At 57.8% G+C, this 25694-nt stretch carries 20 protein-coding genes and 1 tRNA gene; 6 read left to right on the top strand and 15 right to left on the bottom strand.

Features of this window, described 5'->3' with window-relative positions; translation table 11 throughout:
* Window positions 1–166 precede the first annotated feature (166 nt).
* Together ykgO and HMPREF2849_RS04445 are read right to left on the bottom strand one after the other, a co-directional pair.
* Window positions 167–289 carry a type B 50S ribosomal protein L36 gene (ykgO, locus tag HMPREF2849_RS04440; protein ID WP_005511141.1) on the bottom strand — a complete coding sequence of 41 codons (123 nt, stop codon included), beginning with the start codon at window positions 287–289 and terminating at the stop codon, window positions 167–169.
* A 251-nt stretch (window positions 290–540) separates the two neighbouring features.
* Window positions 541–2022: a sugar porter family MFS transporter gene (locus HMPREF2849_RS04445; RefSeq protein ID WP_141744329.1), complete on the bottom strand. Its 1482-nt coding sequence runs from the start codon at window positions 2020–2022 to the stop codon at window positions 541–543.
* A gap of 38 nt (window positions 2023–2060) precedes the next feature.
* Between HMPREF2849_RS04445 and nadE the strand changes: the two genes are divergently transcribed.
* Window positions 2061–2912, top strand: a complete 852-nt coding sequence (gene nadE, locus HMPREF2849_RS04450) for an ammonia-dependent NAD(+) synthetase (protein WP_070862641.1) — start codon at window positions 2061–2063, stop codon at window positions 2910–2912.
* A 65-nt stretch (window positions 2913–2977) separates the two neighbouring features.
* Here nadE and HMPREF2849_RS04455 read toward each other — a convergent pair whose 3' ends face one another.
* The 6 genes from HMPREF2849_RS04455 to pgm all read right to left on the bottom strand — a co-directional run bounded on the left by HMPREF2849_RS04455 (window position 2978) and on the right by pgm (window position 7601).
* On the bottom strand, window positions 2978–3574 hold the full coding sequence (locus tag HMPREF2849_RS04455) for a TetR/AcrR family transcriptional regulator (protein ID WP_052317807.1): 597 nt from the start codon (window positions 3572–3574) through the stop codon (window positions 2978–2980).
* A gap of 179 nt (window positions 3575–3753) precedes the next feature.
* The gene (locus tag HMPREF2849_RS04460; protein WP_048732964.1) at window positions 3754–4188 is read right to left on the bottom strand and encodes a pyridoxamine 5'-phosphate oxidase family protein; all 435 of its coding nucleotides are present in this window, start codon (window positions 4186–4188) and stop codon (window positions 3754–3756) included.
* Window positions 4189–4323: 135 nt separating this feature from the next.
* Window positions 4324–4399, bottom strand: a tRNA-Ala gene (locus tag HMPREF2849_RS04465).
* Window positions 4400–4574: 175 nt separating this feature from the next.
* Window positions 4575–5306 carry a DsbA family protein gene (locus HMPREF2849_RS04470; protein WP_016422244.1) on the bottom strand — a complete coding sequence of 244 codons (732 nt, stop codon included), beginning with the start codon at window positions 5304–5306 and terminating at the stop codon, window positions 4575–4577.
* 144 nt (window positions 5307–5450) lie between these two features.
* Window positions 5451–5891: a MauE/DoxX family redox-associated membrane protein gene (locus HMPREF2849_RS04475; RefSeq protein ID WP_048733317.1), complete on the bottom strand. Its 441-nt coding sequence runs from the start codon at window positions 5889–5891 to the stop codon at window positions 5451–5453.
* 54 nt (window positions 5892–5945) lie between these two features.
* Window positions 5946–7601, bottom strand: a complete 1656-nt coding sequence (gene pgm, locus HMPREF2849_RS04480) for a phosphoglucomutase (alpha-D-glucose-1,6-bisphosphate-dependent) (RefSeq protein WP_070862642.1) — start codon at window positions 7599–7601, stop codon at window positions 5946–5948.
* A 282-nt stretch (window positions 7602–7883) separates the two neighbouring features.
* Here pgm and HMPREF2849_RS04485 point away from each other — a divergent pair, with 282 nt between their 5' ends.
* The 3 genes from HMPREF2849_RS04485 to HMPREF2849_RS04495 all read left to right on the top strand — a co-directional run bounded on the left by HMPREF2849_RS04485 (window position 7884) and on the right by HMPREF2849_RS04495 (window position 10222).
* Entirely contained in the window at window positions 7884–8303 is a 420-nt protein-coding gene (locus tag HMPREF2849_RS04485) for a fluoride efflux transporter FluC (RefSeq protein WP_224784093.1), read from the top strand.
* A complete protein-coding gene (locus tag HMPREF2849_RS04490; protein ID WP_049172850.1) occupies window positions 8300–8725 on the top strand; it encodes a fluoride efflux transporter FluC in 426 nt (141 codons plus the stop codon). Before HMPREF2849_RS04485 ends, HMPREF2849_RS04490 begins: the two co-directional genes overlap by 4 nt.
* 69 nt (window positions 8726–8794) lie before the next feature.
* Window positions 8795–10222 (top strand): alanine/glycine:cation symporter family protein, encoded by a 1428-nt coding sequence (locus tag HMPREF2849_RS04495; RefSeq protein WP_070862643.1) that lies wholly within the window; start codon window positions 8795–8797, stop codon window positions 10220–10222.
* A gap of 38 nt (window positions 10223–10260) precedes the next feature.
* On the opposite strand, the gene HMPREF2849_RS04500 is transcribed toward HMPREF2849_RS04495, so the two are convergent.
* Window positions 10261–11334, bottom strand: a complete 1074-nt coding sequence (locus tag HMPREF2849_RS04500) for a YlbL family protein (protein ID WP_048733327.1) — start codon at window positions 11332–11334, stop codon at window positions 10261–10263.
* 139 nt (window positions 11335–11473) lie between these two features.
* Here HMPREF2849_RS04500 and HMPREF2849_RS04505 point away from each other — a divergent pair, with 139 nt between their 5' ends.
* Window positions 11474–12952 carry a zinc-dependent metalloprotease gene (locus tag HMPREF2849_RS04505; RefSeq protein ID WP_069359468.1) on the top strand — a complete coding sequence of 493 codons (1479 nt, stop codon included), beginning with the start codon at window positions 11474–11476 and terminating at the stop codon, window positions 12950–12952.
* A 4-nt stretch (window positions 12953–12956) separates the two neighbouring features.
* Here the strand turns inward: HMPREF2849_RS04505 and HMPREF2849_RS04510 are convergent, their stop codons facing one another.
* Window positions 12957–13487, bottom strand: coding sequence for a YgjP-like metallopeptidase domain-containing protein (locus tag HMPREF2849_RS04510; RefSeq protein WP_016422236.1), 531 nt, complete (start codon window positions 13485–13487; stop codon window positions 12957–12959).
* 68 nt (window positions 13488–13555) lie between these two features.
* Here HMPREF2849_RS04510 and HMPREF2849_RS04515 point away from each other — a divergent pair, with 68 nt between their 5' ends.
* Window positions 13556–14491, top strand: a complete 936-nt coding sequence (locus HMPREF2849_RS04515; protein WP_246822102.1) for a TOMM precursor leader peptide-binding protein — start codon at window positions 13556–13558, stop codon at window positions 14489–14491.
* 26 nt (window positions 14492–14517) lie between these two features.
* On the opposite strand, the gene HMPREF2849_RS04520 is transcribed toward HMPREF2849_RS04515, so the two are convergent.
* From HMPREF2849_RS04520 to HMPREF2849_RS04540, 5 genes are all read right to left on the bottom strand, one after another.
* Window positions 14518–16587 (bottom strand): ATP-dependent DNA helicase UvrD2, encoded by a 2070-nt coding sequence (locus HMPREF2849_RS04520; protein ID WP_042389201.1) that lies wholly within the window; start codon window positions 16585–16587, stop codon window positions 14518–14520.
* A 119-nt stretch (window positions 16588–16706) separates the two neighbouring features.
* Window positions 16707–17774, bottom strand: coding sequence for a potassium channel family protein (locus tag HMPREF2849_RS04525; protein WP_016422233.1), 1068 nt, complete (start codon window positions 17772–17774; stop codon window positions 16707–16709).
* 115 nt (window positions 17775–17889) lie between these two features.
* Window positions 17890–21384 carry an ATP-dependent helicase gene (locus HMPREF2849_RS04530; protein ID WP_049193358.1) on the bottom strand — a complete coding sequence of 1165 codons (3495 nt, stop codon included), beginning with the start codon at window positions 21382–21384 and terminating at the stop codon, window positions 17890–17892.
* Between the two features lie 2 nt (window positions 21385–21386).
* Entirely contained in the window at window positions 21387–24737 is a 3351-nt protein-coding gene (locus HMPREF2849_RS04535) for an ATP-dependent helicase (protein WP_241486334.1), read from the bottom strand.
* A gap of 103 nt (window positions 24738–24840) precedes the next feature.
* Entirely contained in the window at window positions 24841–25692 is an 852-nt protein-coding gene (locus tag HMPREF2849_RS04540) for a TIGR02569 family protein (RefSeq protein WP_048733339.1), read from the bottom strand.
* Window positions 25693–25694 lie beyond the last annotated feature (2 nt).

Genomic DNA, 25694 nt, shown 5'->3' on the forward strand with positions numbered 1-25694 from the left:
CGGACACACTTTTTGTCACTTAACCCATAAACGCTGTCACCGCCTGAACCTACCTCCTCCAAAAACCAAAAACCGCAACCTTTGGCCACAGTAAAACTGCGACTTCAGATTGCGGTTTTGGCAATAAATGAGGAAGCTATTTGCTTCGCGCTAGCCTAAATAAGGCTTAGCCCTGACGGGCCTTGAAGCGCGGCTCCTTCTTGTTGATCACGTAGACCTTGCCACGACGGCGCACGACCTGAGCGCCCGGCTTGTTCTTCAGCGACCGAAGGGACTTGCGGACCTTCATTCGGGCGCTCCTTTCTACTCGGCTCCGAAACGGGAATGTGCACACTGCACTCTCCCCGGACAATCACCCCAGTGACTGCCTGGCAACGCACCCTTCCTGATAATCCGAAGAAATATCAAAGAGGATGCGTTACGACACGAGTTGCCATACTACCTAATAAGCGGAATAACTCCAAAAATCCGGGGGAAACATGTTCTTTGACGGGCAACCCCAAGATCGCGACTCCCCACGTTGCAACTGCTTCCACTTCTCTACTTGGCAGCGGCAATCATGTACTCGCGGACCTCGGCAAGCGTCTTACCTGAGGTCTCCGGCACCGCCTTGATGGTGAATACCAGCGCAATTGCGCCCGTAATGGCAAAGAAGAAGAACGACCACGCACCACCGACAGCATCCACCATCGGAAGAAAAGCCTGCGCCACAAACCAATTCGCAACCCATAGCGCGAGCCCTGCCAGCCCCATACCCAGGCCACGAGCCTCTGTCGGGATGATCTCGGAAATCAGGAGCCAGGTCGCCACCGACACAGCCGCCTGCTGAAACACGATAAATACGGTCATCAGCAGAAGCGACATCATGGCACCCGTCGAAGAGTTACTCGACAAACCATAGACGGGCGCCAGCACGAGCAGCGAGCTTGCACAGCCCACCAAACCGATAATCAGCATTCGCCGACGACCAACGCGGTCAATGATGCTCATACCAATTGCACACGAAATCACCGAGGCGATACCGATGATGATGGAGGTATAGACAGAGCTTTCCGTCGACAAGCCAACCTTGTTCATCATCGTCGGCGCGAAATACATAATCGCGTTCGCGCCCGTGACCTGTTGCGTCACACCAATGAGCATCGCAATAATGACGGTGCGTCGCACCCACGGGGTTTTCACGGCAAGGCGCTCGGCTGCACGCTGATCGGCGCTTGACGACGCCTCATCAACGGCAACCTCAGCCAGGGTCGCCTCATCTCCCTGCATCTGACGCAGCACGGCCAGCGCCTTGCCCTCCTGTCCTCGACGGACGAGGTAGGCCGGAGTGTCCGGCAGAACCAGCATGCCGATGAGCAGCACGATGCCGGGGACAGCGCCGAGTCCAAGCATGAGTCGCCAGTTACCGGAGGAGGCTAGGGCGGAGTTGGTGAGGAACGCCACCAGCTGACCAATCACGATCATCAGCGAGTTCAGGCTGACCAGGCGTCCACGCACATGCGGTGGTGCCATTTCGGAGATGTACATCGGTACGACGATGGAAACACCACCGATACAGACGCCGAGCAAAGTACGCGCAGCACCCAGCGAAAACGCACTAGTAGCGAAAGCACACCAGATACTGCCGATGATGAAGCCGACCGCTCCGAGCAGGATGGTGCCACGGCGCCCCAGGGAGTCCGCTACGCGACCGCCCAGGAACGCACCGATAGCCGCACCGACCAAGAGCATGGCGGTGACAGTGGACTCCTGTCCTGGAGTCAGCTCAAAAGAGCGCTGGATATACAGCAGCGCGCCCGAGATGACACCGGTGTCGTAACCAAAGAGGAGGCCGCCCAGAGCGGCGATGATAGCCACGGCTATCGACCGAGTTGTGGTGGTTTCCCGGTTCGGTCCAGTCTTATTCTGTTCGGTTGTACTCACGCTGGAAATCTTGCCACCGTCCGGCCAAAGACCCCCTATCCGAACAGCACTTACTCGATAAAGATGAGAGTTTTGGCACTCTTCTGGCAGGAAAATCATCCCTTTTCCCGTCCGGAACTAGCGGTAGAGTGAGGCTCATGACCCCAGTAGGCACACAGGATTTCCCGCATCCCCTCCAGTCGGAGATTATTAACGACCTCCACGTCCAGCCCACCATCAATGCCGCCGAGGAAATCAGCCGCCGAGTCGATTTTCTCTGCGATTATTTCCGCACCGCGCACGCCAAGGGATTCGTGCTCGGAATTTCTGGCGGCCAAGACTCCACGCTGGCCGGGCGTCTAGCGCAGTTGGCCGTCGAAAAGCTTCGCGACGGCGGTGAGGATGCCACTTTCATTGCCATTCGCCTCCCCCACGGCGTCCAGGCCGATGAGGACGACGCACAGGTGGCACTGCAATTCATTCAGCCTGACCAAAGGCTAACTATCGATATCGCACCGGCCACCGCCGCGATAACCACCCAGGTCACCGATGCCCTGGCCGGCAGCACTATCAGCGATTTCAACAAGGGAAATATTAAGGCCCGCATGCGAATGATTGCCCAGTACGCAGTGGCGGGTGTTGACGGCGCTTTGGTCATCGGCACAGATCACGCCGCGGAGGCGGTCACCGGCTTCTACACCAAGCACGGCGACGGCGCCTGCGACCTCGTCCCGCTGCAGGGGCTGAGCAAGCGCCAGGGCGCGGCCTTACTCCGTCACCCCGGCGCACCAGCCAGTACGTGGGAGAAGGTGCCGACGGCCGACCTGGAAGAAGACCGCCCTGCGCTTCCCGACGAAGTTGCGCTCGGGGTGACCTATACCGCCATCGACGACTACCTCGAAGGCAAGGCTGTCTCAGATGAGGATGCCGCGCGAATCGAGCACCTCTACTCCATTTCCCGGCACAAGCGAGCCGTCCCGCCCGGACCGGCCGATTCCTGGTGGCGCTAGGCTACTGCCCCGGGCCACCGATCTAGCGTCCCGGACAGAGCAGCAAACCCCTTAAGAGAAACCCCTTAAGAGAAGGCCTCCGCTCCAGCGTCCCAAATAGCCCCAACTGCGGCCAAGCTGTCTGCCACACCGGCTTCGGCGCTGGGTTCCAGCGCAGGTGAACCATCCTGGACGAGCTCGGCGGTCACCAAACCGTGGGCGAACGCCCACATGGCCAATCCCTTAGGCTCATCGCCGGCAACCTTAATGAATGCATCACGAATCCAGGCATCCAACGACGAAGGCGAGACGACATTCACGAAATTAGTGCGACTCATCAGCCGGTAACCATGCGGATCGTCGAGAACTGCCTGGCGGTACGCCTGCAGCAGAGACGCCGAAGTGCATTCCTCATCAATGGCAGCGTGAATACGCTTGCCCAGATTCTCGAGGCTCTCGGTCAGCAGCAGCTGAAGGAGCTCTTCTTTGCCGCTGATGTGCTTGTACAGCGATGGCGCCTTCACATCGAGCCGCGCCGCTAGGCGGCGCATGCTGATAGCACTCCAGCCCGATTCGCGCAGCATCGCGCGCGCTTCATCTACGATCTTCTGCATACGTGGGGACTGCCTGCGCACATCGGGCTGCGCTGGCACCCCATCGGTCGATTCTATGGTGCACGTCACATTTGCGACTGTAACGCGTTGAATCTCACTTAGGGCGCTTTTGGGTAATTTAACCCAACAATTTTTTAAAAAACAGCTAACGGCGGTGCTCAGTCACTAAAAGCTGCCTTTGCACGCTACAAGCTTTGCTTCACGACGGAGCCCCCACCGTCGTAAAGCAAAAGTGCCGTATGCCACCGCTACACTTCGTAGCGATTCGGCTCCTCCCCGAGGTGGAAATGGCGACCCGAAACATCGTTCGGGGTAATGCGCACGTAGTTGTACTTTAACGTCGGCAGCCAGGGCTTCAGCGGCAGCTCATCTGCAGCGTTAATATCCGCGCGGGAGGTGAGAACCTCTGCGTCACCCTTTACGATGACCGACCAGGCCTTCTGAGCATCCTTGTCAACAAAGTCGGCCTCAAAAAGAACATCGTGGTTCAGAGAAACAGTAAAGAGCTTCGACCCCTCGGCAGTGCGGAAGTAAATGCTTCCCTCATGAACGACGTAGTTCAGCGGGAAAAGGTCCATATCGTCTTTACGACGAACAACCAGTCGCCCAAAAGTCTGCGTAGCCAGCAGCTCAAGGGATTCTTCGGTGGACAGTTTCTGAATAACGGAGTCGTTGTTTGCCATACCCCCAGTATTCCACCGTTCAGACAAAGTTGCTACAGCCATACGGATTACCAATCATTGAGGTAAACGGCGAGCACACTACCCAGGGGTAGATACAAGAAAACCCCCGGTCATTTCGACCGAGGGATTTCATACTGGTGGAGCTAACGGGACTCGAACCCGTGACCCCCACACTGCCAGTGTGGTGCGCTACCAGCTGCGCCATAGCCCCAGAATCAACATCGAAGTGGCTTTCACCCTCCGCGGTGGACTCCTCAAAGGCTACATGGCACTGTCATGTATCACCAAATCCGCATGTAGAACACTCTTTTACGTATTCGTCGAGTGCCCTAGAGCAGATCTGCCGAACATGAACTGAAGATGAATCGTGTGAGCGTGCACGGAACCTAGCGCAGGGCCACCTTGACCCACTGCCCCAGTCCGCCATCACCGGAAATGTTCTCCAGAATATCCTTGCCATCGACAAAGACGTGCGGTGAGGAAACCTTGCCCAAGCGCTTCTCAAGGTCATCGAAGTTGGCATTTGCGCTTGCCTTAGCCTCGGTGGTGTCGATGCCGGAACGGACTTCGCTGACAATTTCGTCAGCAACACCGAGCTGCTCCAGACGGTCAGCCAACTCATCATCGCTCCACGTGACAGAGTTCTGCTGGTCAGCCATCATCATTGTGCGGAAGTTCCAATATGCGCGAGCATCACCGGTCTCAGCAATCTTGCGGGCAACCGCGAAGACGCGAGTGGAGTGACCGTCACGCTGCTCCTTCTCCTGACCATCCAGGAAGTTCAGCGTGCGGTATTCAGCGACAAGCTTGCCGTCGTTTAGCGCCTTGAGCTCATCATCGTGACCCTCTTCGCTCATCTGAGCACAGTAGTGGCACGAGAAGTCCTCAAAAATCGTGGCTGTTTTAGCCCCTTCGGCGCCGTCCTTGCTCAGTCGGATGACATCGCCGTCGAGTGCGACGGAGAAGTCGACGTCCTCATCTGGCAGTCCCTCAATCGGCTGCGACCGGCCGATGTAGATAACGCCACCAATAACAACTGCAACGACAGCAAGAAGAGCAATCAGGCCGACGACGAAGCCACTGCCCTTTTCATTTGGATTCTTAATCTTCTGACTCACACCGCTTACGATAGCGGTGTTTTCTTGCCAATGACACAATTGCGCCTGAGAAAACAGAAATGGTTGCTAGGCCGCATCGCTAGGCCCCATCACCTTGCCCCATTCCCCTGGCCTATCCCCTAGGCTTCCCCTCTAGCCAGCGGACTAGGCGTAAATGGCAAACTTCTTCCACGGCCACACGTACACAAATACAGCCAAGGCCAGAAAACCGATGTCTCGGGCGATTGACTTTAGATATGAAACCGCGTCAGCGTTCTCGTCGTAGCCACCGCCACCAAAGCAACCGCAGTCAATCTGCAGGCCGCGCGCCCACGCCGAGATAATGCCGCCGATAAACACCAGCAAGAGCGCGCCAGACAACACCGCTACCGGGCGCAAGAAAAGCCCCAATACCAGCAGGAGTCCGAGGATAACTTCGAAAGCGGGCAGCGCAACCGCTACCATCGGCACCAAATCGCTCGGCAGCAGCTCATAAGCTTGAACTGCCTGACGCGATTCCAGCGGGTTCAGTAGTTTGATAAGACCCGAGTACAACCAAACTGCAGCCAGGCCGAATCGTGCCACCACGCCTACGAAATTCTTCATACACAGAAATGTTAGTACAGGCTAACTGTTTACAGCTAGCCCAATGGTTACCGATTACCCGTTCAGAACTGCCGAAACCACGTCCTGTGCCTCAGCCTGAACCTGTGCCAGGTGATCCGCGCCTTTGAAGGACTCCGCGTAGATCTTGTACTTATCTTCAGTGCCCGACGGACGTGCCGCGAACCAAGCGTTCTCCGTAACCACCTTGAGGCCACCAATCGCAGCGCCGTTGCCCGGTGCTTCAGTCAGTTTGGCTGTAATGGTCTCCCCTGCCAGGGTGTCGGCCTTGACCTGCTCCGGCGAGAGCTTCTTCAGGATTGCCTTCTGCTCACGGGTTGCGTCCGCATCGGTGCGGGCGTAAGCCGGGGCACCGTACTTATCGGCGAGCTCTGCGTAGAGCTGTGATGGAGTCTTCTCAGTCACGGCCTTGATCTCGCTGGCCAGGAGATCCAGGATGATGCCGTCCTTATCGGTAGACCACACAGTTCCGTCGTGACGCAGGAACGATGCACCAGCGGATTCTTCACCGCCGAAGCCGATGGTGCCGCCGAGCAGACCCGGGACGAACCACTTGAAACCGACTGGAACTTCCACGAGCTTGCGGCCCAAATTGGCAACGACGCGGTCAATCATCGACGAAGACACCAGCGTCTTACCGACCGCGGTCTCCTGCGACCAGCCCGGACGGTGCGCAAAGAGGTAGTCAATGGCAACGGCCAGGTAGTGGTTCGGGTTCATAAGACCCGCGTCCGGTGTGACAATTCCGTGGCGATCGGAGTCCGCGTCATTGCCGGTGGAGATGTCGAACTCATCGCGGTTACCAATCAAGGACGCCATCGCATTCGGCGAGGAGCAGTCCATACGAATCTTGCCGTCTGTATCCAGCGTCATAAAACGCCAGGTCGCATCAACCAGCGGATTGACCACGGTCAGGTTTAGGTTATGCGCATCGCCAATTGCGCCCCAGTAATCCACCGACGCACCACCCATTGGGTCGGCGCCGATACGCACGCCGGCATCACGGATGGCGTCGAGGTTGACAACATTCGGCAGGTCCGACACGTATGCGTTGAGGTAGTCGTGCTTTACGACGAGGTCTCCGGCCTTATCCACCAGCTGGCGCTTAACCCCATCCAGGCCCTTAGCCAAGTATTCATTAGCACGAGCTGCAATCCAGTCCGTCGCATCCGCGTCCGCCGGACCACCGGTCGGCGGGTTGTACTTAAAACCACCATCCCGTGGCGGATTGTGGGAAGGGGTAATCACGATGCCGTCGGCACGCGCGGCGCTACTCCCCGTCGGACCTCCCTCCACGTCGCGGTTGTACGTCAGAATCGCGTGGCTGACTGCCGGAGTCGGCGTGTAGCGATCCTGAGCGTCAACCATCACGGTGATGCCGTTGGCCGTGAGCACCTCGAGGGCGGAAATCATTGCCGGCTCGGACAGGCCGTGGGTATCGCGACCGACGTAGAGCGGACCTTCAATGCCCTGGCCCTTGCGGTAATCCACGATTGCCTGAGTAGTGGCGTGAATGTGGTCTTCGTTGAAAGCGCCGTCGAGGGAGGAACCGCGGTGACCGGAAGTACCGAAGACGACCTTCTGGTCGGGGTTATTCGGGTCCGGGTGCTTTGTGTAGTAAGCAGTGACCAGTTCCGCGACATCGATAAGGTCGGATGGCTGGGCCAATTGCCCGGCGCGCTCATGAGCCATTGTGGGTATCCTCCTGCTGAATCGGCGAACTGCGCAACCACCGATTTCACCGCCGACGAGCCGGCCGGAATGGGGAAACCGGACTTAAATGCGCTTCCTCTTCCCCAGTGTCCCCGTTTTAGGGTCAGCGCGCATGGCAAGAACCACTCGGTAAGGCAAACTCGCCCCTGCAATAGGGTGCAGTAGGTAGATTGTCGCGTGCCGACGGGAACACCTCCTGGTGAAAGATTCCGAATTGTCGGCGCCTACCTCCCCTTTCGCCACTGTGCTAGCGTTTTCACCGTGAATGAGGAATCTGTCGTTGCGAAACTGCCATCAGCAGGACGGGCGCAGGTTCTCATGGCCCTGGTTGTCGCCGGCGGTGCCGCTATTGGCGCGGTAAGTCGCTTTCTGCTCGGCGCGGCAATCGATGCGATTGTGAGCTCGGGAACTAGCGCAGTTTCGACCACTGCCATCAACTTGTTGGGCTGCTTTCTCTTCGGCCTGGTCAGCAGTATCGCGTTTGCTAATCCTCGGCTTTCCGCTTTCTGCGGTACTGGCTTTTGTGGCGGTTTCACCACTTTCTCCGCATTTGTCATTCTCTTGTTGGTGCAAGCGGACACGTCAGTCGTACTGATTGTGAGCGTCGGACTTATTCATCTGCTGTGCTGCCCTCTCGCCTACTGGTTGGGCACCAAGTGCGCACGGGAGGTCGCGGAATGACCGGCGATCTCCTCGGCTCTTTTTCCTCGGCACTCTCTGCCATCCTCGCTATCGCAGTTGGCGCGGCAGTAGGTGGAGCGCTGCGCTATGCGCTGGCCGAACTTGCGGTGAAGTGGGCTGATTCCAAACTACCCGGAACGTGGACCGCGAATATGATTGCCTGCTTCGTCGCCGGTGTCGCTGCTGTGGTGTGGTCGCGGGGAACGTCGATAAGCAATGGCATGACGCCTGCTCTGGCCTATGCGACGGTAATGATTGGCTTCGCCGGCGGCCTGTCGACGTGGTCCACACTCGCCGGAGAGATCGTACGCCTTAAGAACCAACACTTTTGGAGGGCATGTGGGTACCTTGCTCTCACACTGATTGGCGGAATAGTTTTTGCTTTCGTCGGAATGTGTTTACCCCCACTTGTGGCGAATTAGTAGCACAATAATCATTTTCTGAGAAATTAATGATCGAATTTAGGCTTTCTACCAGTAAAGTTCCACAGCATGGAAAGCTTCAGCGATTTTGCCTCAGCGGCGGATAGTTTTATTTGGAGTCCGTATCTCCTGATCCCCGCGCTGATCGGCACCGGAATCATTTTGACCATTCGCCTGGGTGCAATTCACCTGGTCAAACTCGGCCCGGCACTGCGCCTCGGACTCATCGACCGTAACGACGAAGACGCCGAGGGAGATATCACCAACTACCAGGCGCTTGCGACGGCTCTCGCGGCAACAGTCGGTGTCGGCAACATTGTCGGTGTCGCTACCGCGATCGGCCTGGGTGGACCCGGTGCGCTGTTCTGGATGTGGGTGACCGGCCTGCTTGGTATGGCATCGAAGTACTCCGAGGCATTCCTGGGTGTGAAGTACCGTCAGGTCGATGCAGCTGGCGAACAGTCCGGTGGCCCGCAGTACTACCTGCGCAAGGCCATCCCGAATGGTTTTGGTAAGACGCTCGGTATTCTCTTCGCCGTCTTTGCTGCGCTGGCAGCGTTTGGTATCGGCAACCTGACCCAGGGCAATGCCGTGGCCTCGAACCTGGAAAACAGCTTCGACATCAATCCGACGCTCTCCGGCATGATCATGTTCATCCTGGTAGGTGCGGCGCTGATGGGTGGCATTAAGTCGATTGGCCGCATCACCGCCGGCTTTGTGCCGATGATGATTGTGCTCTACATCGGTGCGGCCGTGTGGGTGCTCGTCGCCAATGTCTCGGCGCTGCCCGAGACCTTCAAGCTCATCTTCACCGATGCTTTCACCGGCACCGCGGCCGTTGGTGGGTTCGCAGGCTCCACGCTCATTCTCGCCCTGCAGATGGGTGTTGCCCGCGGCCTGTTCTCCAACGAGTCGGGCCTGGGTTCCGGTGCTATCGCCGCTGCCGCCGCATCGACCACTCACCCGGTTCGTCAGGGTCTGGTCTCCATGACTCAGACCTTCATTGACACCATCATCGTCGTGTCCTTCACCGGCCTGGTTATCATCAGCACCGGTGTTTGGCAGGATGGCAACGTCGACACTGGCGCTCTGACTGCTGAGGCATTCTCCCGCGGTCTACCTGGCCACTGGGGTGGCACAATCGTCACGCTGTCGGTTGTCTTCTTCGCATTCTCCACCATGCTGGGCTGGTCCTACTACGGTGAGCGCGCATTCGAGTCCCTGGTCGGTCGCCGCGGCACCGGTCTCTACCGTGCGGTCTTCACCTGCGTAGTCTTCGTCGGCGCTGTTACTCATCTGGAAACCGTCTGGTCCGTCGCCTCGGCTCTCAACGGCCTGATGGCGCTACCGAACCTCATCGGTCTGATTGTCCTGTCCGGGCTCATTGCGCGCGAGACAAAGGCCTACCTCAAATTTGACCCGCAGTTGCGCGCAACGGCGGCAGAGATTGATAAATGGCAGTCTCAGCAAAACTTCGAGGCCTTCAGCAAGAACTAGCTGAAACTAGCAGCTGCTCGTAGGGACTACGACAAAAACTACGAGCAGGTCTGCGCGGTCTCCGGCTTTTCGATTGCCGCAAGCGCGTCGTCAAGCACAGAGACCTTTACCAACTTCATATCGCCTCGGTCGGCAGTCACAGCCTCTGCGCAATTGCCTTCCGGCACGAAGAACATCTCGGCGCCCTCATCTCGGGCGGCCGAGATTTTGTGTGTAATGCCACCGATTTCGCCCACGTTGCCGGCAGCGTCAATAGTGCCGGTGCCAGCGAGGTGCTGCCCCTCGGTCAAATCGCCTGGACTCAGCTTGTCAATCACTCCGAGCGTCATCATGAGCCCCGCAGACGGACCTCCAATGCCGCTGAGCTGGTACTCAACCTTGGTGTCGTCCGCGGATTGCGCCCCCATCCCAACGCCGAGCAGCGCGGCATTCTTCTGATGCGGATTTTCCGCCAGTGTCACAGAAATATCGACGGCTTTCTCGGGGTCAGAGTCCTCGCCCTTAGCAGTCTTCTGCTTGTCGACGGTCGCAGACTTGACCCTCAACGTGACAGTATCGCCCGGGTTGCGTCCGGCAATAATCGCCTTGACTTGCTCAGGCTTGCTTACGGCCACCCCATCCACGGCGAGAATCACATCGTCTTCATGCAGTCGCCCATCGACGGGACTATCCGGCACTGTGTAGGCGACGGTGACTTCCATCGGCAACCCGAGATGTGCCAGCGCAGCGGAGGTGGCGTTGGCCTCTGACTCGGTGAATGCAGCCTTGTTCTCCTCTTCCACCTCGTCCTGACTCTGGCCCGGAGGGAAGACCGCCTCAATGGGGACGATATCGTTGTCACGATCGAACCACAGGCCAATGACCTGCGGCAATGTCAGGTTATGTCTGACTGCGACGGTTGTCATATCCAGCGTGCCCTTAGAGAGTTCGGAGTCCGCAGCACTGCCACTGACCGAGATAATGCTCTTGCCCTCGACATCGCTGAGAACATCGAAGACCGGGCCAGGCCCCTGCGCGGCATAGGGCACTGTCAGCGTTGGCAGCGAGAGCACAGTTGCCAACGCGGCGATGGGCACAGCGCCCGCAACAAGAGTTTGGGTACGACGATTCACAAATAACACCCTACATTCTCGCTATCTGCCTACTGGACACCTGATGAATCTTGTCCGTGTCTGTTCGCTGGGCGCGAAGTTGCCAATAAAGTGGTGCTTTTAAGTACTCACGCGGGTCATTGCCCGGTACGGTGGGAGCATGAGTTCTAACGGATTTGGCTTTGGTCCGAACGACAATGATGACGATCGCGACGACGCTGGCAACAATGACTCCGGTCAGGGCGGTCAGGGCGGCCAGGGCGGTCCTTTCGGTTTCTTCGGGTTTCCCTTCGGTGGCATGGGCGGCGCCGGTGGCTTCGGTTTCGGCGGCCCCGGGCAGCCCGGCAGCGGCGCCTCCGGCAAGGGGGACCAGCCGAACTTGGGCGATATTCTCAACCAGTTCGGCGAGATGTTCTCCGGCATGGGGCAGCGATTCCAGGAGTCTAACTCTGGCCCTGTCAACTACGACGCGGCCGAGCGCGTTGCGCGGACCCGTCTTGGTAACCCGGCTCCGGTGAAGGACTCGGCCCGCGAGGCGCTGACTGATTCCCTGCGCCTGGCCGAACTGTGGCTAGATGACGTCACCTCCCTGCCGGCTGGTGTCAACCGCGTAGAAGCGTGGAATAGCCTGCAGTGGTTGGAGAACACCAAGTCGACATGGACTCGCCTTGTCGATCCCGTCGCCAGCCGCATGAGTGATGCCTCCCTCGAGGGTGTTCCAGAGGAAGCTCGCGAGATGATGGGGCCGATGCTGGGCATCATGCGCCAGATGAACTCGATGAGTTTCGGTACTCAGCTAGGAAATGCGCTGGCGGAGTTGGCACAGACGAGCCTGACTGGTTCTGACCTCGGGCTGCCGCTACACACCACTGGTGCGGCGGTACTGCTGCCAACGCATCTCGTCGCTCTCGCGGAGGAACTCGAGGTTCCAGCGCGCGATCTGTTTATCTACGCCACTGCCCGCGAAGCTGCCCACCAACGTCTCTTCGACCGCGTGCCATGGCTGGCTGAACGCATGATTTCCTCTGTCGAGGAATACGCTGCCGGCATCGTCATCGATTACTCGGCGATTGAAGAGGCCGCCCGCGGTCTGGATATTGAGAACATGCAGGATCCGCAGCGTATGCAGGAGGCTATGAGCGAGCTGCAGAATATGGATCTGAGCCCGAAGATTCGTTCTCGTAACGAGAATGCTCGTACTCGTTTCCAGACGCTGCTAGCACTGGTCGAGGGATGGGTGGACATGGTTGTCACCGATGCCCTCGGTGAGCGTCTATCGGGTGCCGCACAGCTGGATGAAGCCTGGCGTCGTCGCCGCGCCACCGAAGGTGCTGAACAGGCGCTGGAGAAAGCCACCGGCATTGACCTCGGATCCCCCAAGGTGCGTGAGGCAACCAACTTGTGGCACCGTCTGACCACCGCTGTGGGCATCGAGCGACGCGACAAGGTCTGGGATCACCCGGACTTCCTGCCCGTGGCAGAGGATTTGGATGAACCCGCGGCCTTTATTGATTCGGTCCTTGGCGGCTCGGAAAACGATGACTTCGACCCGATCGCAGAGCTTGAAGAGCAGCTGCGCAAAGAGGCCGAAAAGCGCGCGGCTGAGGGCAACGACAGTGACGCCGACGACGATAAGTAGCGAGTTAGCTCTGGGTTCCCCAGCGTTGATACGCCTCTAAATAGCCCCGTGCCCGTTCGTGGTACGGGGCTTTTGCCGCCCAATACCAGAACTCTTCGGTATGACCACCGTCGACGAAAGTGTGCACCAGTTCGTGCACAATGACATCGTCGAGGACGTACCCCGGGACGTCGGCAAGCCTGTGCGAAATGCGAATGCGCCCAGGACTATCGACACCGCCGGTGACGGATGCCCACCTGCGCGACATGTTCTTGACCCATTTGATTGACTCGAACCGCGGGCGATCTTCCAGCACCGTACGAGAGAGCAGCCGTGCGCGGCGCTCCAGCTCGGAATTATCCAGGTTGCTGCCAACTTTCTTCCGCACTCGCGCAACAATTTCATTGACCTGCTGTTTTTCCGCAGCGGCGCTGAGATCGTCCGGAACCATGACAATGATCCGGTTTCCCTCCGCGCGGGCGGACACAGTACGGCGGCGGCGCTTCGAGCGCCGAACCTCAACATCCGGGCCGTACTCAGGTCGCTTGGTGCTCATGCTTTTTAAGCGTATATGCTCTGCGCTGCGATTGCGTAAAAGCTGGCCCCGGGGTAAAAGATATTTTTATGGGGGAATACAGGGATACGTCTCGGGGGCGGGATGGTACGGCTGGCGTAATAGGTTCGCACGCACCCGCTGCACAAACACTTGCCGCGCCTGCCACGGACTACGCGCTGCGGCCGGAGGTACCGATTGTCATGCGCCCAGGCGCGCGGATTCAGTTCGGCGTGGAACCGGAGCGCAGCATGATTCTGCCGCTTTCCGACGGCACCCCGCCGGGGCCTGTCTTCTCGGCGCTTCTTGCAGCTCATAGAGGTAGCACCTTAAGCGAGGCCTTTACTGACAGTCACGACAAACTGTCACCGCAGTTCATTACCGCACTTATCTCCGACCTTCACCGAGCCGCGCTGGTCCAAAAACCACCGACACGGCGGAGGATTACGCTGATCGGTCGGGACAGCTTGCGCACCGGACTTTTAAAGGAGCTTCGTCGCACGGGTTGTGGTAGTTGGACGACGGCAATGTCGCCCACTCGCAATGCGACGCTAAAAATATCTCAATCCACACCGGAAGAGATCGGGCTCGCGGTGGTCACGGGCATGGAAGTACCGAGCATGCCCTTGGTTCGCGCTCTGTTTCATCGTGGAATTGAGCATCTGCACACGCATTTCCGCGATGGGGCACTGATTCTTGGGCCGCTTGTTCAACCAGGTCAAGGGCCCTGCTCGATGTGTTTCGAAGCTTATCGACGAGACCGCGACCCCGTCCGGGCACTGATTGCGCTACAGCTTCGCACTTTTACGCCCGTGGCCGCACCGGAATGGCTGAACACAGCGGTGCCACTGTTGGTTGGGCAGCTGCGGCGGCCGGATCTCTCAGATCTATGTGCAACGGAGGTGCGCATAGATCTGGAAAGCCTCGATATCACCCGCACTACTGTTGCTCCCCACCCGCAGTGCCCAGTGTGTGGTCATGGCAACTCGCATATGCAGTTCATGTAATTCGAAGTGCCTTGAGCAGAATCTGACTAGGAATTCACGAAAGAATTGACGATTCCCAAGATGCCTTCGCCGAAATGATTGAGCTTCGCTTCTCCAATTCCGGGAATCTGCAGAAGTTCCTCCGGCGTAGTCGGCTGCTGCTCACCGATGGCCAGAAGGGTCGCATCGGAGAAGATCACGAATGCGGGGACCGTCATTTCCCTCGACATTTCCAAGCGCCATGCACGCAATGCTTCCAGTAGTGCAGGATCCGCACTGACTGGGCACTCTTCACAACGCCCTGAGATCCGCTCGGCATCGGTGTGCAATGGCTTAGTACAGCCCTTGCACTGTTTGGACTGCTGACGCTTACTGCGGGAACTAGAGCTCCTTGAGCTTCGCTGTGCCTCAGCCGAGTAGTCAGAGACATCAATGTCGAGTTCATCGAGGAATCGTGTGCGGCGACGTGACCTGCGGCCGCCTTCTGTCCGCGACAATGACCAAGATAGCTCCAGATGTTCGCGGGCTCGAGTAATGCCGACATAGAACAGACGGCGCTCTTCTTCGATGGCTTCCGCCCCCTGCGCAGGAGAACGGTCGAATTTATTCAGCGCATGTTGGATAGGCAGCGAACCGTCGGTAAGCCCAACGAGGAACACCGCATCCCACTCCAGCCCCTTGGCTGCATGCAGGCTAGCCAGCGTCACGCCATCCAGCGTCGGTGGATGTTTGGCCTGCTGCCGGGTGTGCAATTGGCCGAGGAGCGCCTGGATATTGACCTCGGTGTTGGCATGAACGATGTCTTTACACAGGTCAAATAGGGCGCGTAGTGACTGCCAACGTTCCCTGGCACCAGCGCCTTCCGGCTCTTGGTCAGTCATGCCAAGACCCGCGAAAACCTGCTTGACCAAATCCAACAGATTCGTGCCCTGCAATGTCGGAACAGTCCGTGAGGAACGGGAAACTCGCACAAGTGCTGCGATGGCATCGCGGATCTCGGGACGCTGGTAGAAACCGTCCCCGCCACGAACCTGGTAGGCGACTCCTACCTCGGACAAAGCCTGCTCAAAAACTGCGGACTGTGCGTTAATCCGGTACAAAACGGCAATCTCCGATGCCGGCGTACCCGCGTCGATAAGTCGCTTGATGCTGCGCGCGGTCGCGCGAGCTTCCATCGGCTCATCGTCGTACTGATTGAAAGTCGGCTCCGGGCCGTCTTCACGCTGCCCAATCAGCTTCAGCCGCGAGCCGGCGATACGGCCCTGCGCACGGCCGATGACATTGTTGGCCAGCTCGACGACCTGTGGGGTCGATCGGTAGTCCCGCTGCAGGCGGACCACTGTGGCTTCCGGGTAGTCCCGAGAGAAGTTCATCAGGTATTGCGGAGTCGCGCCTGTGAAAGAGTAAATCGTCTGGTTGGCGTCCCCGACAACTGTCAGGTTGTCACGGTCTCCCAGCCAGGCGTTGAGAACTCGCTGCTGTAACGGGGTGACATCCTGGTACTCATCGACGACGAAGCACCGATACTGGTTGCGGAATTCCTCCGCCACTGCACGGGAATTCTCCATCGCACCGGCGGTGTGAATGAGCAGGTCGTCGAAGTCAAGCAATAGCCCGTCAGGAGTGGTTTTTATGTCCTCGTAAGCGCGATAGCAATCGACAATTTTTTCCGCAGACAGAGGTGCCGTGCGCCCATGCTCCCGCAGCGCGGCCTGGTACTGATCCGCACCGGCCAGAGTGGCCTTCGCCCACTCAATCTCGCCCATGACATCGCGGATCGTTTCCTTGGAGGTGTCCAGGCCCACCCGGCGTACTGCTTGGGCGACGACACGGAATTTCTTGTCATCCAACAGCTGCCAGGGCATATCACCGGCGACTTGGGGCCAGAAGTAGCGCAGCTGGCGAAGAGCTGCCGAGTGGAAAGTACGCGCCTGGACTCCAGGCGTTCCCATCTTTGCCAGGCGGTCGCGCATCTCCCCTGCTGCACGCGAGGTAAATGTCACCGCTAATACCTTCTGCGGCTGCACAAACCCCTGGTCAATGAGGTACTTGATGCGATGAGTAATTGTTCGGGTCTTACCTGTACCGGCTCCAGCAAGAATGCACACCGGCCCCATCGGAGCCGTTGCTGCCTCGCGCTGGTCTGGATCCAGCCCAGCTAGATAATCCGGCTTGTTCACATCCGCCTCTGAGTAAGTCAAAAGTTGTTAGACCCCATTTTTAAACTGGTCGAGTGCTATTCGTCATTGCTGTAGACACGGCGGACGTACAGCAGCCGGTCGCCTGGCTCCACCGACTCACACTCCGGTGAATCAATTCGGTACAGCTCACCCGAGCGCACCACGCCGAGTGCAATATCCGCGAGGTGCCGTGGGCTGGCACCGATTTCCTCTTCGGTGACCAGCCTCTCTGCAACAGAGAATCCTTCATCCGGGCTCAGGAGGTCTTCCATCATCTCAACCACCGAAGGAGTCACCGTGGCCAGCCCCAGCATTCGGCCGGCGGTTTCAGAAGAAATAACCACTTGGTCTGCACCTGACTGCGTCAACAAGTGGCGGTTTTCTGATTCACGCACCGAGGCCACAATTGAGGCACCCGGCGCCAACTCACGGACCGACAACGTGACCAGCACCGCTGTGTCATCTTTGTTCGGTGCAACGACTATAGAGCGGGCACGCTGAATACCAGCTAACTTCAGCACATCGGATTTGGTAGCCGACCCATGCACCGTCGCCAAGCCTTGATTCGAAGCGTGATCGAGTGCTTCCTTGTCCGTATCAATAACAACGATTTCTGCCGGATCTACGCCGTCCGCGAGAAGAGCTGCAATGGCAGAACGACCCTTGGTGCCGTATCCGATAACGACGGTGTGGTTGCGCAACTGTCTCCTCCAGCGCTGAATTTGCAGGGTTTTCCGAGATTCTTGGGTCAAAACGGTCAGAGTAGTACCGACCAAGAGAGCAAGGAAGGCCACGCGCAGTGGCGTAATGATCAAAATATTGAGTAATCGAGCCCTCTGTGTCACCGGCGTGATGTCACCGTAACCCGTCGTCGACAGGCTGACAGCCGAGTAATACACCGCATCGATGAAGGTGAGAGGCTCCGTATATCCGTTGCGGTCGTAGTAGACCACGACGGATGCAATCAGCAGCAAAAATACGGCGTAGTTCAAACGACGTATGATTAGCCGCCAAGGATTCTTCGGCGCGGACTCAGGCAGGCCAATGACTCCCAGCAGTGCATGCCCGGGAAGATCATTGAGCCCGGTTTCGTATCCCGAAGATTTCCGAATTGGATTACGCAACCGCTCCTCGCCTGCCTTTCATGAAAACTCCTCCCGGTGAAAAATAGCGCATACAAACTGCTGCTTTCACCTGGATAACTGGCCACGGCCACGCGGCAGTTACATACGTAGATGATTATCCAATCAGCTCGCGCATTTTCCTGTCTAACTCTATCCTGCTTGGCAGTAGCGCTTCATCTGGTATTAGCGTCCGTCCTGCCGAAACGTAGAAGAACCCGGCTTCAATGTCTTCGGGGGCAGTTTCCATTCCCATCTCGCGCAGCCTATCCGACCACGCCAGGCGGTAAATCGCCAGCTGTAGCGCCGCTACTTCCCTTTCCTTTCCGCGCGGCATCTGGCCTGTCTTCCAGTCAATGACGCTCCACTTCCCGTTGTCGTTAAACACCGCGTCGATTCGGCCGACGACCCGCCTCTGCCCGATGGCAATTTCAAACGGCACCTCTACATGCGTTGGCGTGCGGTCAGCCCACACAGATGCCTCGAAGTTCGCCTTCAATTTCTCCAGTTCGCGTTCGGACGCGACTTGTTCTGTGCCGAGGAAGTCATCCAGTTGATCCCCGAAGAGATCCTCATCGTCCAGCAGACTGTGTGCACCGAAGCGATTCTCCAACCAAGCGTGGAATGCCGTACCTCGGCGCGCGAATCGGTTTGGCTTAAACGGCACCGGGCGTGCTTTCCGACGAGCAAACGCGACCGGATCCGCAATCATCGCTTGGTATTCGCTAGTGGACATGCTTGTCGGCATTGGTAGATGAATCTCCGCGGCCTTAGCTCGAAGGATTTCATCCACGAGAATGGTCGTTTCCGTTTCCCATACCTCAGACAGGTCACCTGCAATGGGGCGCTCATCCTGGTCTTCGCCCATGTAGCGCATGACGCTTTCGGCTGCTCGCTGCACACTATCTCGGCGGTTGCCCAGGGTATCGACGGGCCAGACCACCCCATCAACCGCAGTGTCGCAGTCCAAATCGACTTCAGTGTCCTCTACCTCAGGGTCCTCCCCATCTGTCCACGACACCACATAGTCACTGAATTGAGTGGCGATGGCTGCGAAGTCCGCCGACACGTCGGTGGGTTTCTTCAAGCTCGGATTAGGCCGCCTGCTTGCAGTGACAATGAGCTTTTTCGCGGAGCGAGTCATGGCAACGTAGAAGAGGCGCTGTTTTTCTTCCCTCTCCACTTCTCGCAGCTCTTCCTTGTAGGCTTTGATCACCTTGTTGAGGTCGGTCTGGTTATCGGTGCCTGATATGTCCAGTTCGGGGGCGTTGCTGTCGACAGAATCAGCGACAGGAGCCCAATCGCCTGCTGCAAGCTGCGTTGCATCCTCTGTTGTTTCTGCACTAGCCGTTAGCGGATCCACTTGAGTAATTGCGCCAGGAGGAAGCTGAACTGAATTGGTCAGCCACGATGACAAATCAACTCTGTCGAACTTGCTAGTGGTGATGCCCGGAACAGCAACCGTTTCCCACTCCAAGCCCTTTGACTTGTGCATAGTCATGATTTGGACACAGTTTTCCGGCATGTTCATAGGTGCCCGTTCCAAGCCATCATCGTGTTCGACAGCGAATTCCAGATAGTTCAAAAACCCTGTCACATCGTCCGAGATATTTTGAGAATACGTCGCAGCGATATCGACAAACCTATCCAGATGTGCGGTTGTCGGCCTGGTTATCGCGGTAGCAGAACCGTACTGTCCAGCCGCTGCTTCTACGCGAATTCCAAACTCAGTAGCGATGTCCTCGACCAGTTCCGGCAGAGGCTTATTCAGCGAGAACCGGCGTAGTTTTCGTAGGCTTGCACCCAACTGTGCGATGCGCACCATTGCTTCATCTGTGTAGTTCAGTGACTCGCTACAGACCAACCGCCCATTTTTTTCCACACTGCCGCGCGCCAGCGGGGTGCCGTCGTAAAAACGAATATCCGGGTCGGCGATGGCGTGCCCCAGCCCCACCGCGGACGATGCTGCTTCGGCATCTTCCACGAGCTTGTCATACTGGCGAGCGAGCTGGGAAAGCGGTGAGGAGTCTGAAGTCTCTTCGACGTTGCCCTTCTTGCGGGCCAACTCGTCCTTTCCTGCGATTGCCAGCTGATCTACACGAGTGCGAAGTGCCTCCACGTCCGCGGCACCCAAATTGAACTGTGGGCTGAGTAGCAGACGCAGAGCATCCTGGTCTGAACTGGGGTCGACCAATATCTTCATCACCGAGGTGATATCCATGACCTCGGGCAAGTGCAGCAATCCAGCGAGTCCCACAATGATTGCAGGCACACCCCGCTCAGACAGTGCATCTAAATAGACAGCCGATTCAGCATTTGTCCGAACCAGGATGGCGGCATCGAGCTTGTTGCCAGCTGCTTCACATTCGCGTAATTGCGTCTCCATGCAATCTGCGATGTATGCAACTTCTTCCTCACCGGTTGCAGTGAAAGCAAGCTGCACCTCGCCCTGGCCTGCTTTTGGCCCTGCATCCAGTGCCTCTACCGTACGAGCCTGCCCCGCAAAAGCACGGTCGGAGACTGCGTTAGCAAGCTGCAGCACTGACTGCGGGTTTCGCCAAGAAATGGTCAGTTGCTTTTTCTCCGCTGGCTGCCCATCCGACCGCGGAAAATCATTGACAAACTGCACAAGGTTTTCGGCCGTTGCTCCTCGCCAGCCATAAATTGCCTGCATCGGATCGCCGACAGCGGTGACACAACCACCGGAGAACAGCGCACGCAGGAACAGCCGCTGTGTGTGCGACGTGTCCTGGTACTCGTCGAGCATGATGATCTTAAAGCGACGCCGCTCCTCCTCCCCGACTTCCGCGAAGTCGGTGGCTAGCCGGGCCGCCCGAGCCATCTGCATACCGAAGGTGGCGACATTTTCTTCATTGCACCGAGCTCGAACCTGCTCTACCAGCGGCAAAATCTCTAATCTCTCCCGCTGCTTATCGACGATGCCCTGTAGATCGCCAATTAGTCCCTCGCGTTTACCCTTCTGCGGGGTCTGCTCAATATTGCTGATGAACGCTTCGGTTTCCTCGCGAATCGCCTGCGGGGTAGATAAGTTTGAGTCGATGTTCGACCCCAGCTCAATAATGCGACTGGCCAGCGTTGATGGCGCAATATCGACATCAATTTCGGTCACATTGCGAGCTGTTTCCCAGGCCAACTGCCACTGCGTCGCGCCATCCATAATGGTGACCCCCGGCTCCGTCGGCAGCAAAAGACCATAATTGCTCACGACTTCAGAGGCATAAGCATCGTAAGTAAGCGTGGTTGGGGCAATGACCTCGAGGCTTGCTAATACCTCTGGTGAAGCTTGTGCACGAAATGCAGCGGAGGAAGCAAGCGCATTCAGCTGTTGGCGGATACGGACGCCGAGCTCGCGCGCTGCCTTCCTGGTGAAGGTCAAACCTAGAACTTCTTCTGGGCGGATAAAGCCGTTGGCGACCAACCACACAACACGGGCAGCCATTGTCGCTGTTTTACCAGCACCGGCACCGGCGACAACAAGCATTGGTTCCATCGGTGCACCGATTACCGCCGCTTGTTGCGGGGTGGGCGGAAAGTCCTGCCCCATCATCTCCGACAGGGTGACGGGATCAATGATGGTTCGTTCCTCCGACATGACTACCGATTCCCTTCTGCTGCCGGGCACGCCTTCGAAAGCGTGCAGAACTTGCAATGATCACCAGCGAGCGCCAAGGCACGCGGGCCAGACGTCGCACGTGCTACCTGCTCCACGCGACGCTCCCAGTCAGCCAACTTGTCTTCCGTGAGCTTTGACTGTTCGCGGCTAGTGATAATGGTCTTATTGTGTGACTTTCGCGGAAATACCAGGTATGCCCCAGATTGTTCAATGCCTTCGCCGTTGTCCACAGCGAGCCCATCTCCGCTTTCAACGAGCTTCCCCTTCGACAGCGCTAGTTGATATGTAGCTAGCTGTGCGTGTCCTTCTACTTCTTTACCGGAGGGCGCTGTCTTACCGGTTTTAATATCGACGATTTGAACTGCACCATCAGCGTCTTCAATCAACCGGTCGATTCGTCCGACAATCACGATGTCATCGTTGATGTTGACATTTACTGGGACCTCGGTTCCGATATCTTTCTTAGTCTCAATCCACCGCTGCCAATCCTCCAGCCCGGTCAACCAGGTCTCTTCCTCAGTACGCTTACGCCACTCCGGATCATCGGACAGGTCCCCAAAAACACGCCGGATCTCAGACTGAGCCTCAGGCACAGTCACTCCCTTCGCGACTGCTTCTACCGCCTGATGCAGTAGAGAGCCCAGATACATGGCCGATGTCGGTGCTGATTTATCCAACATGGCCTTCAACGGACAACTCAGGGTTGCTTCCACCTTGGAGGGATTGATCCTCATCGGCTTCTTGTCATTTACCGGCTTCGAAGTCGACGGTGCACGGAGCCCCCACCAGGTGTCTGGATGTGCGCCAGCAACCTCAACCTGCGCCAATCGCGCGAGTTGACGTGCAGCTTGTCGACGCCGCGTCTCAGTCTCCGCATCGTCCACAACGGCTGCACGCAGTTCTGCCAGCAGTGACTCCACAGAGAGCACCCGTGGCAGGCCTTCACCGGCCCATGCGACATCTTCTGCCTCTGCAACATCCGGATTGCCGGCGTTTGCTTCATTAGCCGTAGCCCCGACTCCGTTCGCAGACGACGATGCTTCCGACTGTTTCACCAGCTCCGTCACCGAATTACCGAGCTTTTCAACGAGCTCGATAATAAACGGACTGGGAACTCCAACATCGTCAGGAGAATCGACTGCGGTCAGCAGTACCCTGTCGCTCGCCCGTGATACCGCGACGTGCAGCAAACGACGTTCCTCCGCCAGCGCATCCGCCATGGAATTGATGTACTCCCGCGGCTCAATTCCGTGATCAACGAGACCGATGAACTCGTTCTGCTTCATCACCGAGCCAGTCACACCGAGGCTGGGCCACTGGCCTTCCTGGACTCCGACAACTGCTACTGCTTTCCACTGCCTGCCCAGAGCCGCATGGGCTGAGAGAATGCGCACGGCATCGCGCTCTACCCCGCTACGGTCACGTGCGCCGATGGGCAGCTCCTGCTCTTCCACAGAAGCGATAAAACCGTCAACCGTCAGTTTTGGATTCAGCTCCACACGGTCACCAGCAAAGTCGAACAGTGCCATCACAGCATCCAAATCGCGGTCAGCCGATGCGCCAGCTGTACCGCCGCGCAACGATGCCGCCACCAGATGGTCTGCCAAACCAGTGGACTGCCAAATTGCCCACAAAGTTGCTTCCACACCATCGCGCAACGCTTCACGAGCTGCGCTCAACAGATCCAGCGGCACCTGCAGCGCCTGACGTTCACGCTGCGACAGAGACTCAATAAGCTCCAGATGTTCAGCTGTGAGTCCCTCTGCCTTCAAGATTCCGATGAGCTGAGTCATCGCGGCCCCGCCGAACAGGTCGGCCTTTCGGATTCCGCGCAGCAGACGCTCTTTGACAATCGGATCCATGTTGACCAATGGGCCGGAGAGGAACTCGTCCCACTCCACGTCATCGAGCTGGTTCATAGTTGCCCGCAACGCCACCATCAGCGCTCGCACCAATCGCTGATGACTTAGCACGATGTCCGTTGGGTCAATCTGCACAGGCACACCCGCACGCGACAACGCACGGAACAGAGAGGACTCCCCTGCACCGGACCGGACGATGACCGCCATATCCTTCCATGCCACTCCCTCGTCAATATGAAGGCGCCGGAAGTAGTCCGCGACTGTGGCTCGCTGTGCACGTTCAGAAGGATGAATAGCTATTTTTACTGCACTTTTAGCTGCGTACGAGTTTTCCGCTGCGACGGTATCGCTGTTGTTTCCAACTTCGGATTCACGAGCTTCCTGTGCTCCAACTGAACCGACAATGCCACGGTATGCAGGAGCCTTAGGCAAGCGCTGAGAAACTGCGTTGACTAAATCCGCGATATCAGCGTTACAGCGGTAAGACTGCTGCAAGTGGATTGCCTTGCACTCGGCCTCACCAGTCCTCCGGAGATAGTCATTATTAGCACCGCGGAAATGGAATACCGATTGATCTTCATCACCAGTAATGACGGCTACGGCCGCCTGCGACACAAACCGATCCACAAGACGCGCAGCTTCCGGGGATAGGTGTTCAGCATCATCGACCAGCACCACCGACTTTCCCCACCGAGCCAGTGCTTGCGCGTCTGTATCCAGCTCCATCAATGCCGCAGAGACAATCTCTGCAGCGTTCAGGCTGGGCTCCCACGCCAACCGCATAGTCTGCTGATACTCCGCCATAAACTTGCCAGCCGCACACCACGACTCAATGCCATAGTCCACGCCGAGCTGCTGAAGCCTCGGGGCGTCAATCCCCCGCTCAGCTGCACGCAGCAGAAAGTCACGAACCGCACGGGAAAAACCGACTAACGGAAGAGCCGGGCGCAACCGCTCTGGCCAATACGCACCACCATCTTCCGCATGACCGGCCAAAAGTTGCCGCACGACAGCATCTTGGCGTGCACCAGTGGTCAACGATGGTTCAGGCTCTCCCCGACTGACAGCGGCATCACGTACTACTGCATAGGCAAGCGAATGCACGGCACGCACCATGCCACCTTGACCTGCCCCGACCGAACCACCTTCCCCCAGTTCAGAGGAAAAACGCCTGTCAATATCCCGCCTCAATTCCGCAGCGGCCTCTTTTGACTGTGACACCACCAAAATGCTGTCCGCCGGAATGCCCGCCTGCATGTAGTCCACCGCGAGATCTGCCAGCAGCGAACTCTTTCCAGTCCCTGGGCCGCCTAAAACGCGCACAACAGACTGGTTTACAAGCTTGTTCTCTACCACGAGCGCCTGATTATGGGAAGGGAAAAGCGCCTCTACCGCAGTACCCAACCACTGCCGACGACGAGGAGGTTCCTCCTGGACGAACCGAACCTTCGGCATTCCATCTACGTTCATGTGCACCATTGTGGCACAACCTCCGGACCGATACTCGAACACCCATTCGAAATAAGGAGAAAAATACCCCCGCCCCAAAAACTCCCGTAAATACTGCCCGGCGTTACTTAGACACAAACGCGCGAACTAGCGAAGCCGCGCGGAACAGACCGCGATACGCACTCGGCTGCGATTCTGGACTAACAGCGTGGACAAAAAGTCGATAACACATCGCACGAACGAGCAACTGACCGAAATCCGGCAGGTGATCGAAGCGCCGCAGTAGCTCCTCATCAGCCCCCATCATGGACAGGCAATCCACTGCCGCCAAGGCAGCTGTCCAACCACGGACATGCCACGCTGGCACGATATCGGTGAGAACCGGGGCGGCCGTGCCGTCGTAAAGCAGCGTGCCGACGAGGTCTGCGTGACAGACCTGCAGAAGCTCCGTTGGCACAACCATCTCTGCCCGCAGCTGGAGAAGATCACCGGAGATCGTGAGAGCCTCGGCACAATCGGCGCGGGGGACGCTATCCGCGTCGAGAAGCTGCTCGAGGATGCCGATTGGGTCAGAGTCCCAAGCTGCGCGATTACACATGACGAAGTAATCGGGCTCCTTATCAAGGAGAAACTGTGGCCGTTCAATACTGGCAAGCGACTCTTCCACGCGACCAGCGGCCACAATGGTTTCATCGGCACGTGGCGCGAATCCCCCCGGGATGAAATGACGAGCCTGCCACCCAGCAATAACCAAGCGGCCGTCACTGGTACGCACAGATTTCGCCACTCGGACGCCATCGACATCTAGCGCACTGCGAACCTTTGCAGACCACAGCGCCTGCGCCGAATTATGTACCGGCGAAAGGACAATGGAATCGTCGTAGACCCAGCCATTGTCCCAAGCTCGCCCGGCACGATGCGGCTCGCCCTCGGCACCAAAGGCCTCTAAAACACGGTCGGGAGGAGTGGCGATCATAA

The organism is Corynebacterium sp. HMSC073B01 (assembly GCF_001838255.1).
GTDB lineage: Bacteria > Actinomycetota > Actinomycetes > Mycobacteriales > Mycobacteriaceae > Corynebacterium > Corynebacterium jeikeium_D.

What these genes read in the sequence shown, in the direction of transcription:
- HMPREF2849_RS04505 (WP_069359468.1), top strand. Translation starts at nt 11,474, where the DNA reads ATGAGTTCTAACGGATTTGGCTTTGGTCCGAACGACAATGATGACGAT.
- HMPREF2849_RS04460 (WP_048732964.1), bottom strand. Translation starts at nt 4,188, where the DNA reads ATGGCAAACAACGACTCCGTTATTCAGAAACTGTCCACCGAAGAATCC.
- HMPREF2849_RS04445 (WP_141744329.1), bottom strand. Translation starts at nt 2,022, where the DNA reads ATGATTTTCCTGCCAGAAGAGTGCCAAAACTCTCATCTTTATCGAGTA.
- nadE (WP_070862641.1), top strand. Translation starts at nt 2,061, where the DNA reads ATGACCCCAGTAGGCACACAGGATTTCCCGCATCCCCTCCAGTCGGAG.
- HMPREF2849_RS04520 (WP_042389201.1), bottom strand. Translation starts at nt 16,587, where the DNA reads ATGGGGCCGGTGTGCATTCTTGCTGGAGCCGGTACAGGTAAGACCCGA.
- HMPREF2849_RS04530 (WP_049193358.1), bottom strand. Translation starts at nt 21,384, where the DNA reads ATGTCGGAGGAACGAACCATCATTGATCCCGTCACCCTGTCGGAGATG.
- HMPREF2849_RS04515 (WP_246822102.1), top strand. Translation starts at nt 13,556, where the DNA reads ATGGGGGAATACAGGGATACGTCTCGGGGGCGGGATGGTACGGCTGGC.
- HMPREF2849_RS04535 (WP_241486334.1), bottom strand. Translation starts at nt 24,737, where the DNA reads ATGAACGTAGATGGAATGCCGAAGGTTCGGTTCGTCCAGGAGGAACCT.
- HMPREF2849_RS04495 (WP_070862643.1), top strand. Translation starts at nt 8,795, where the DNA reads ATGGAAAGCTTCAGCGATTTTGCCTCAGCGGCGGATAGTTTTATTTGG.
- pgm (WP_070862642.1), bottom strand. Translation starts at nt 7,601, where the DNA reads ATGGCTCATGAGCGCGCCGGGCAATTGGCCCAGCCATCCGACCTTATC.
- HMPREF2849_RS04510 (WP_016422236.1), bottom strand. Translation starts at nt 13,487, where the DNA reads ATGAGCACCAAGCGACCTGAGTACGGCCCGGATGTTGAGGTTCGGCGC.
- HMPREF2849_RS04490 (WP_049172850.1), top strand. Translation starts at nt 8,300, where the DNA reads ATGACCGGCGATCTCCTCGGCTCTTTTTCCTCGGCACTCTCTGCCATC.
- HMPREF2849_RS04475 (WP_048733317.1), bottom strand. Translation starts at nt 5,891, where the DNA reads ATGAAGAATTTCGTAGGCGTGGTGGCACGATTCGGCCTGGCTGCAGTT.
- HMPREF2849_RS04540 (WP_048733339.1), bottom strand. Translation starts at nt 25,692, where the DNA reads ATGATCGCCACTCCTCCCGACCGTGTTTTAGAGGCCTTTGGTGCCGAG.
- ykgO (WP_005511141.1), bottom strand. Translation starts at nt 289, where the DNA reads ATGAAGGTCCGCAAGTCCCTTCGGTCGCTGAAGAACAAGCCGGGCGCT.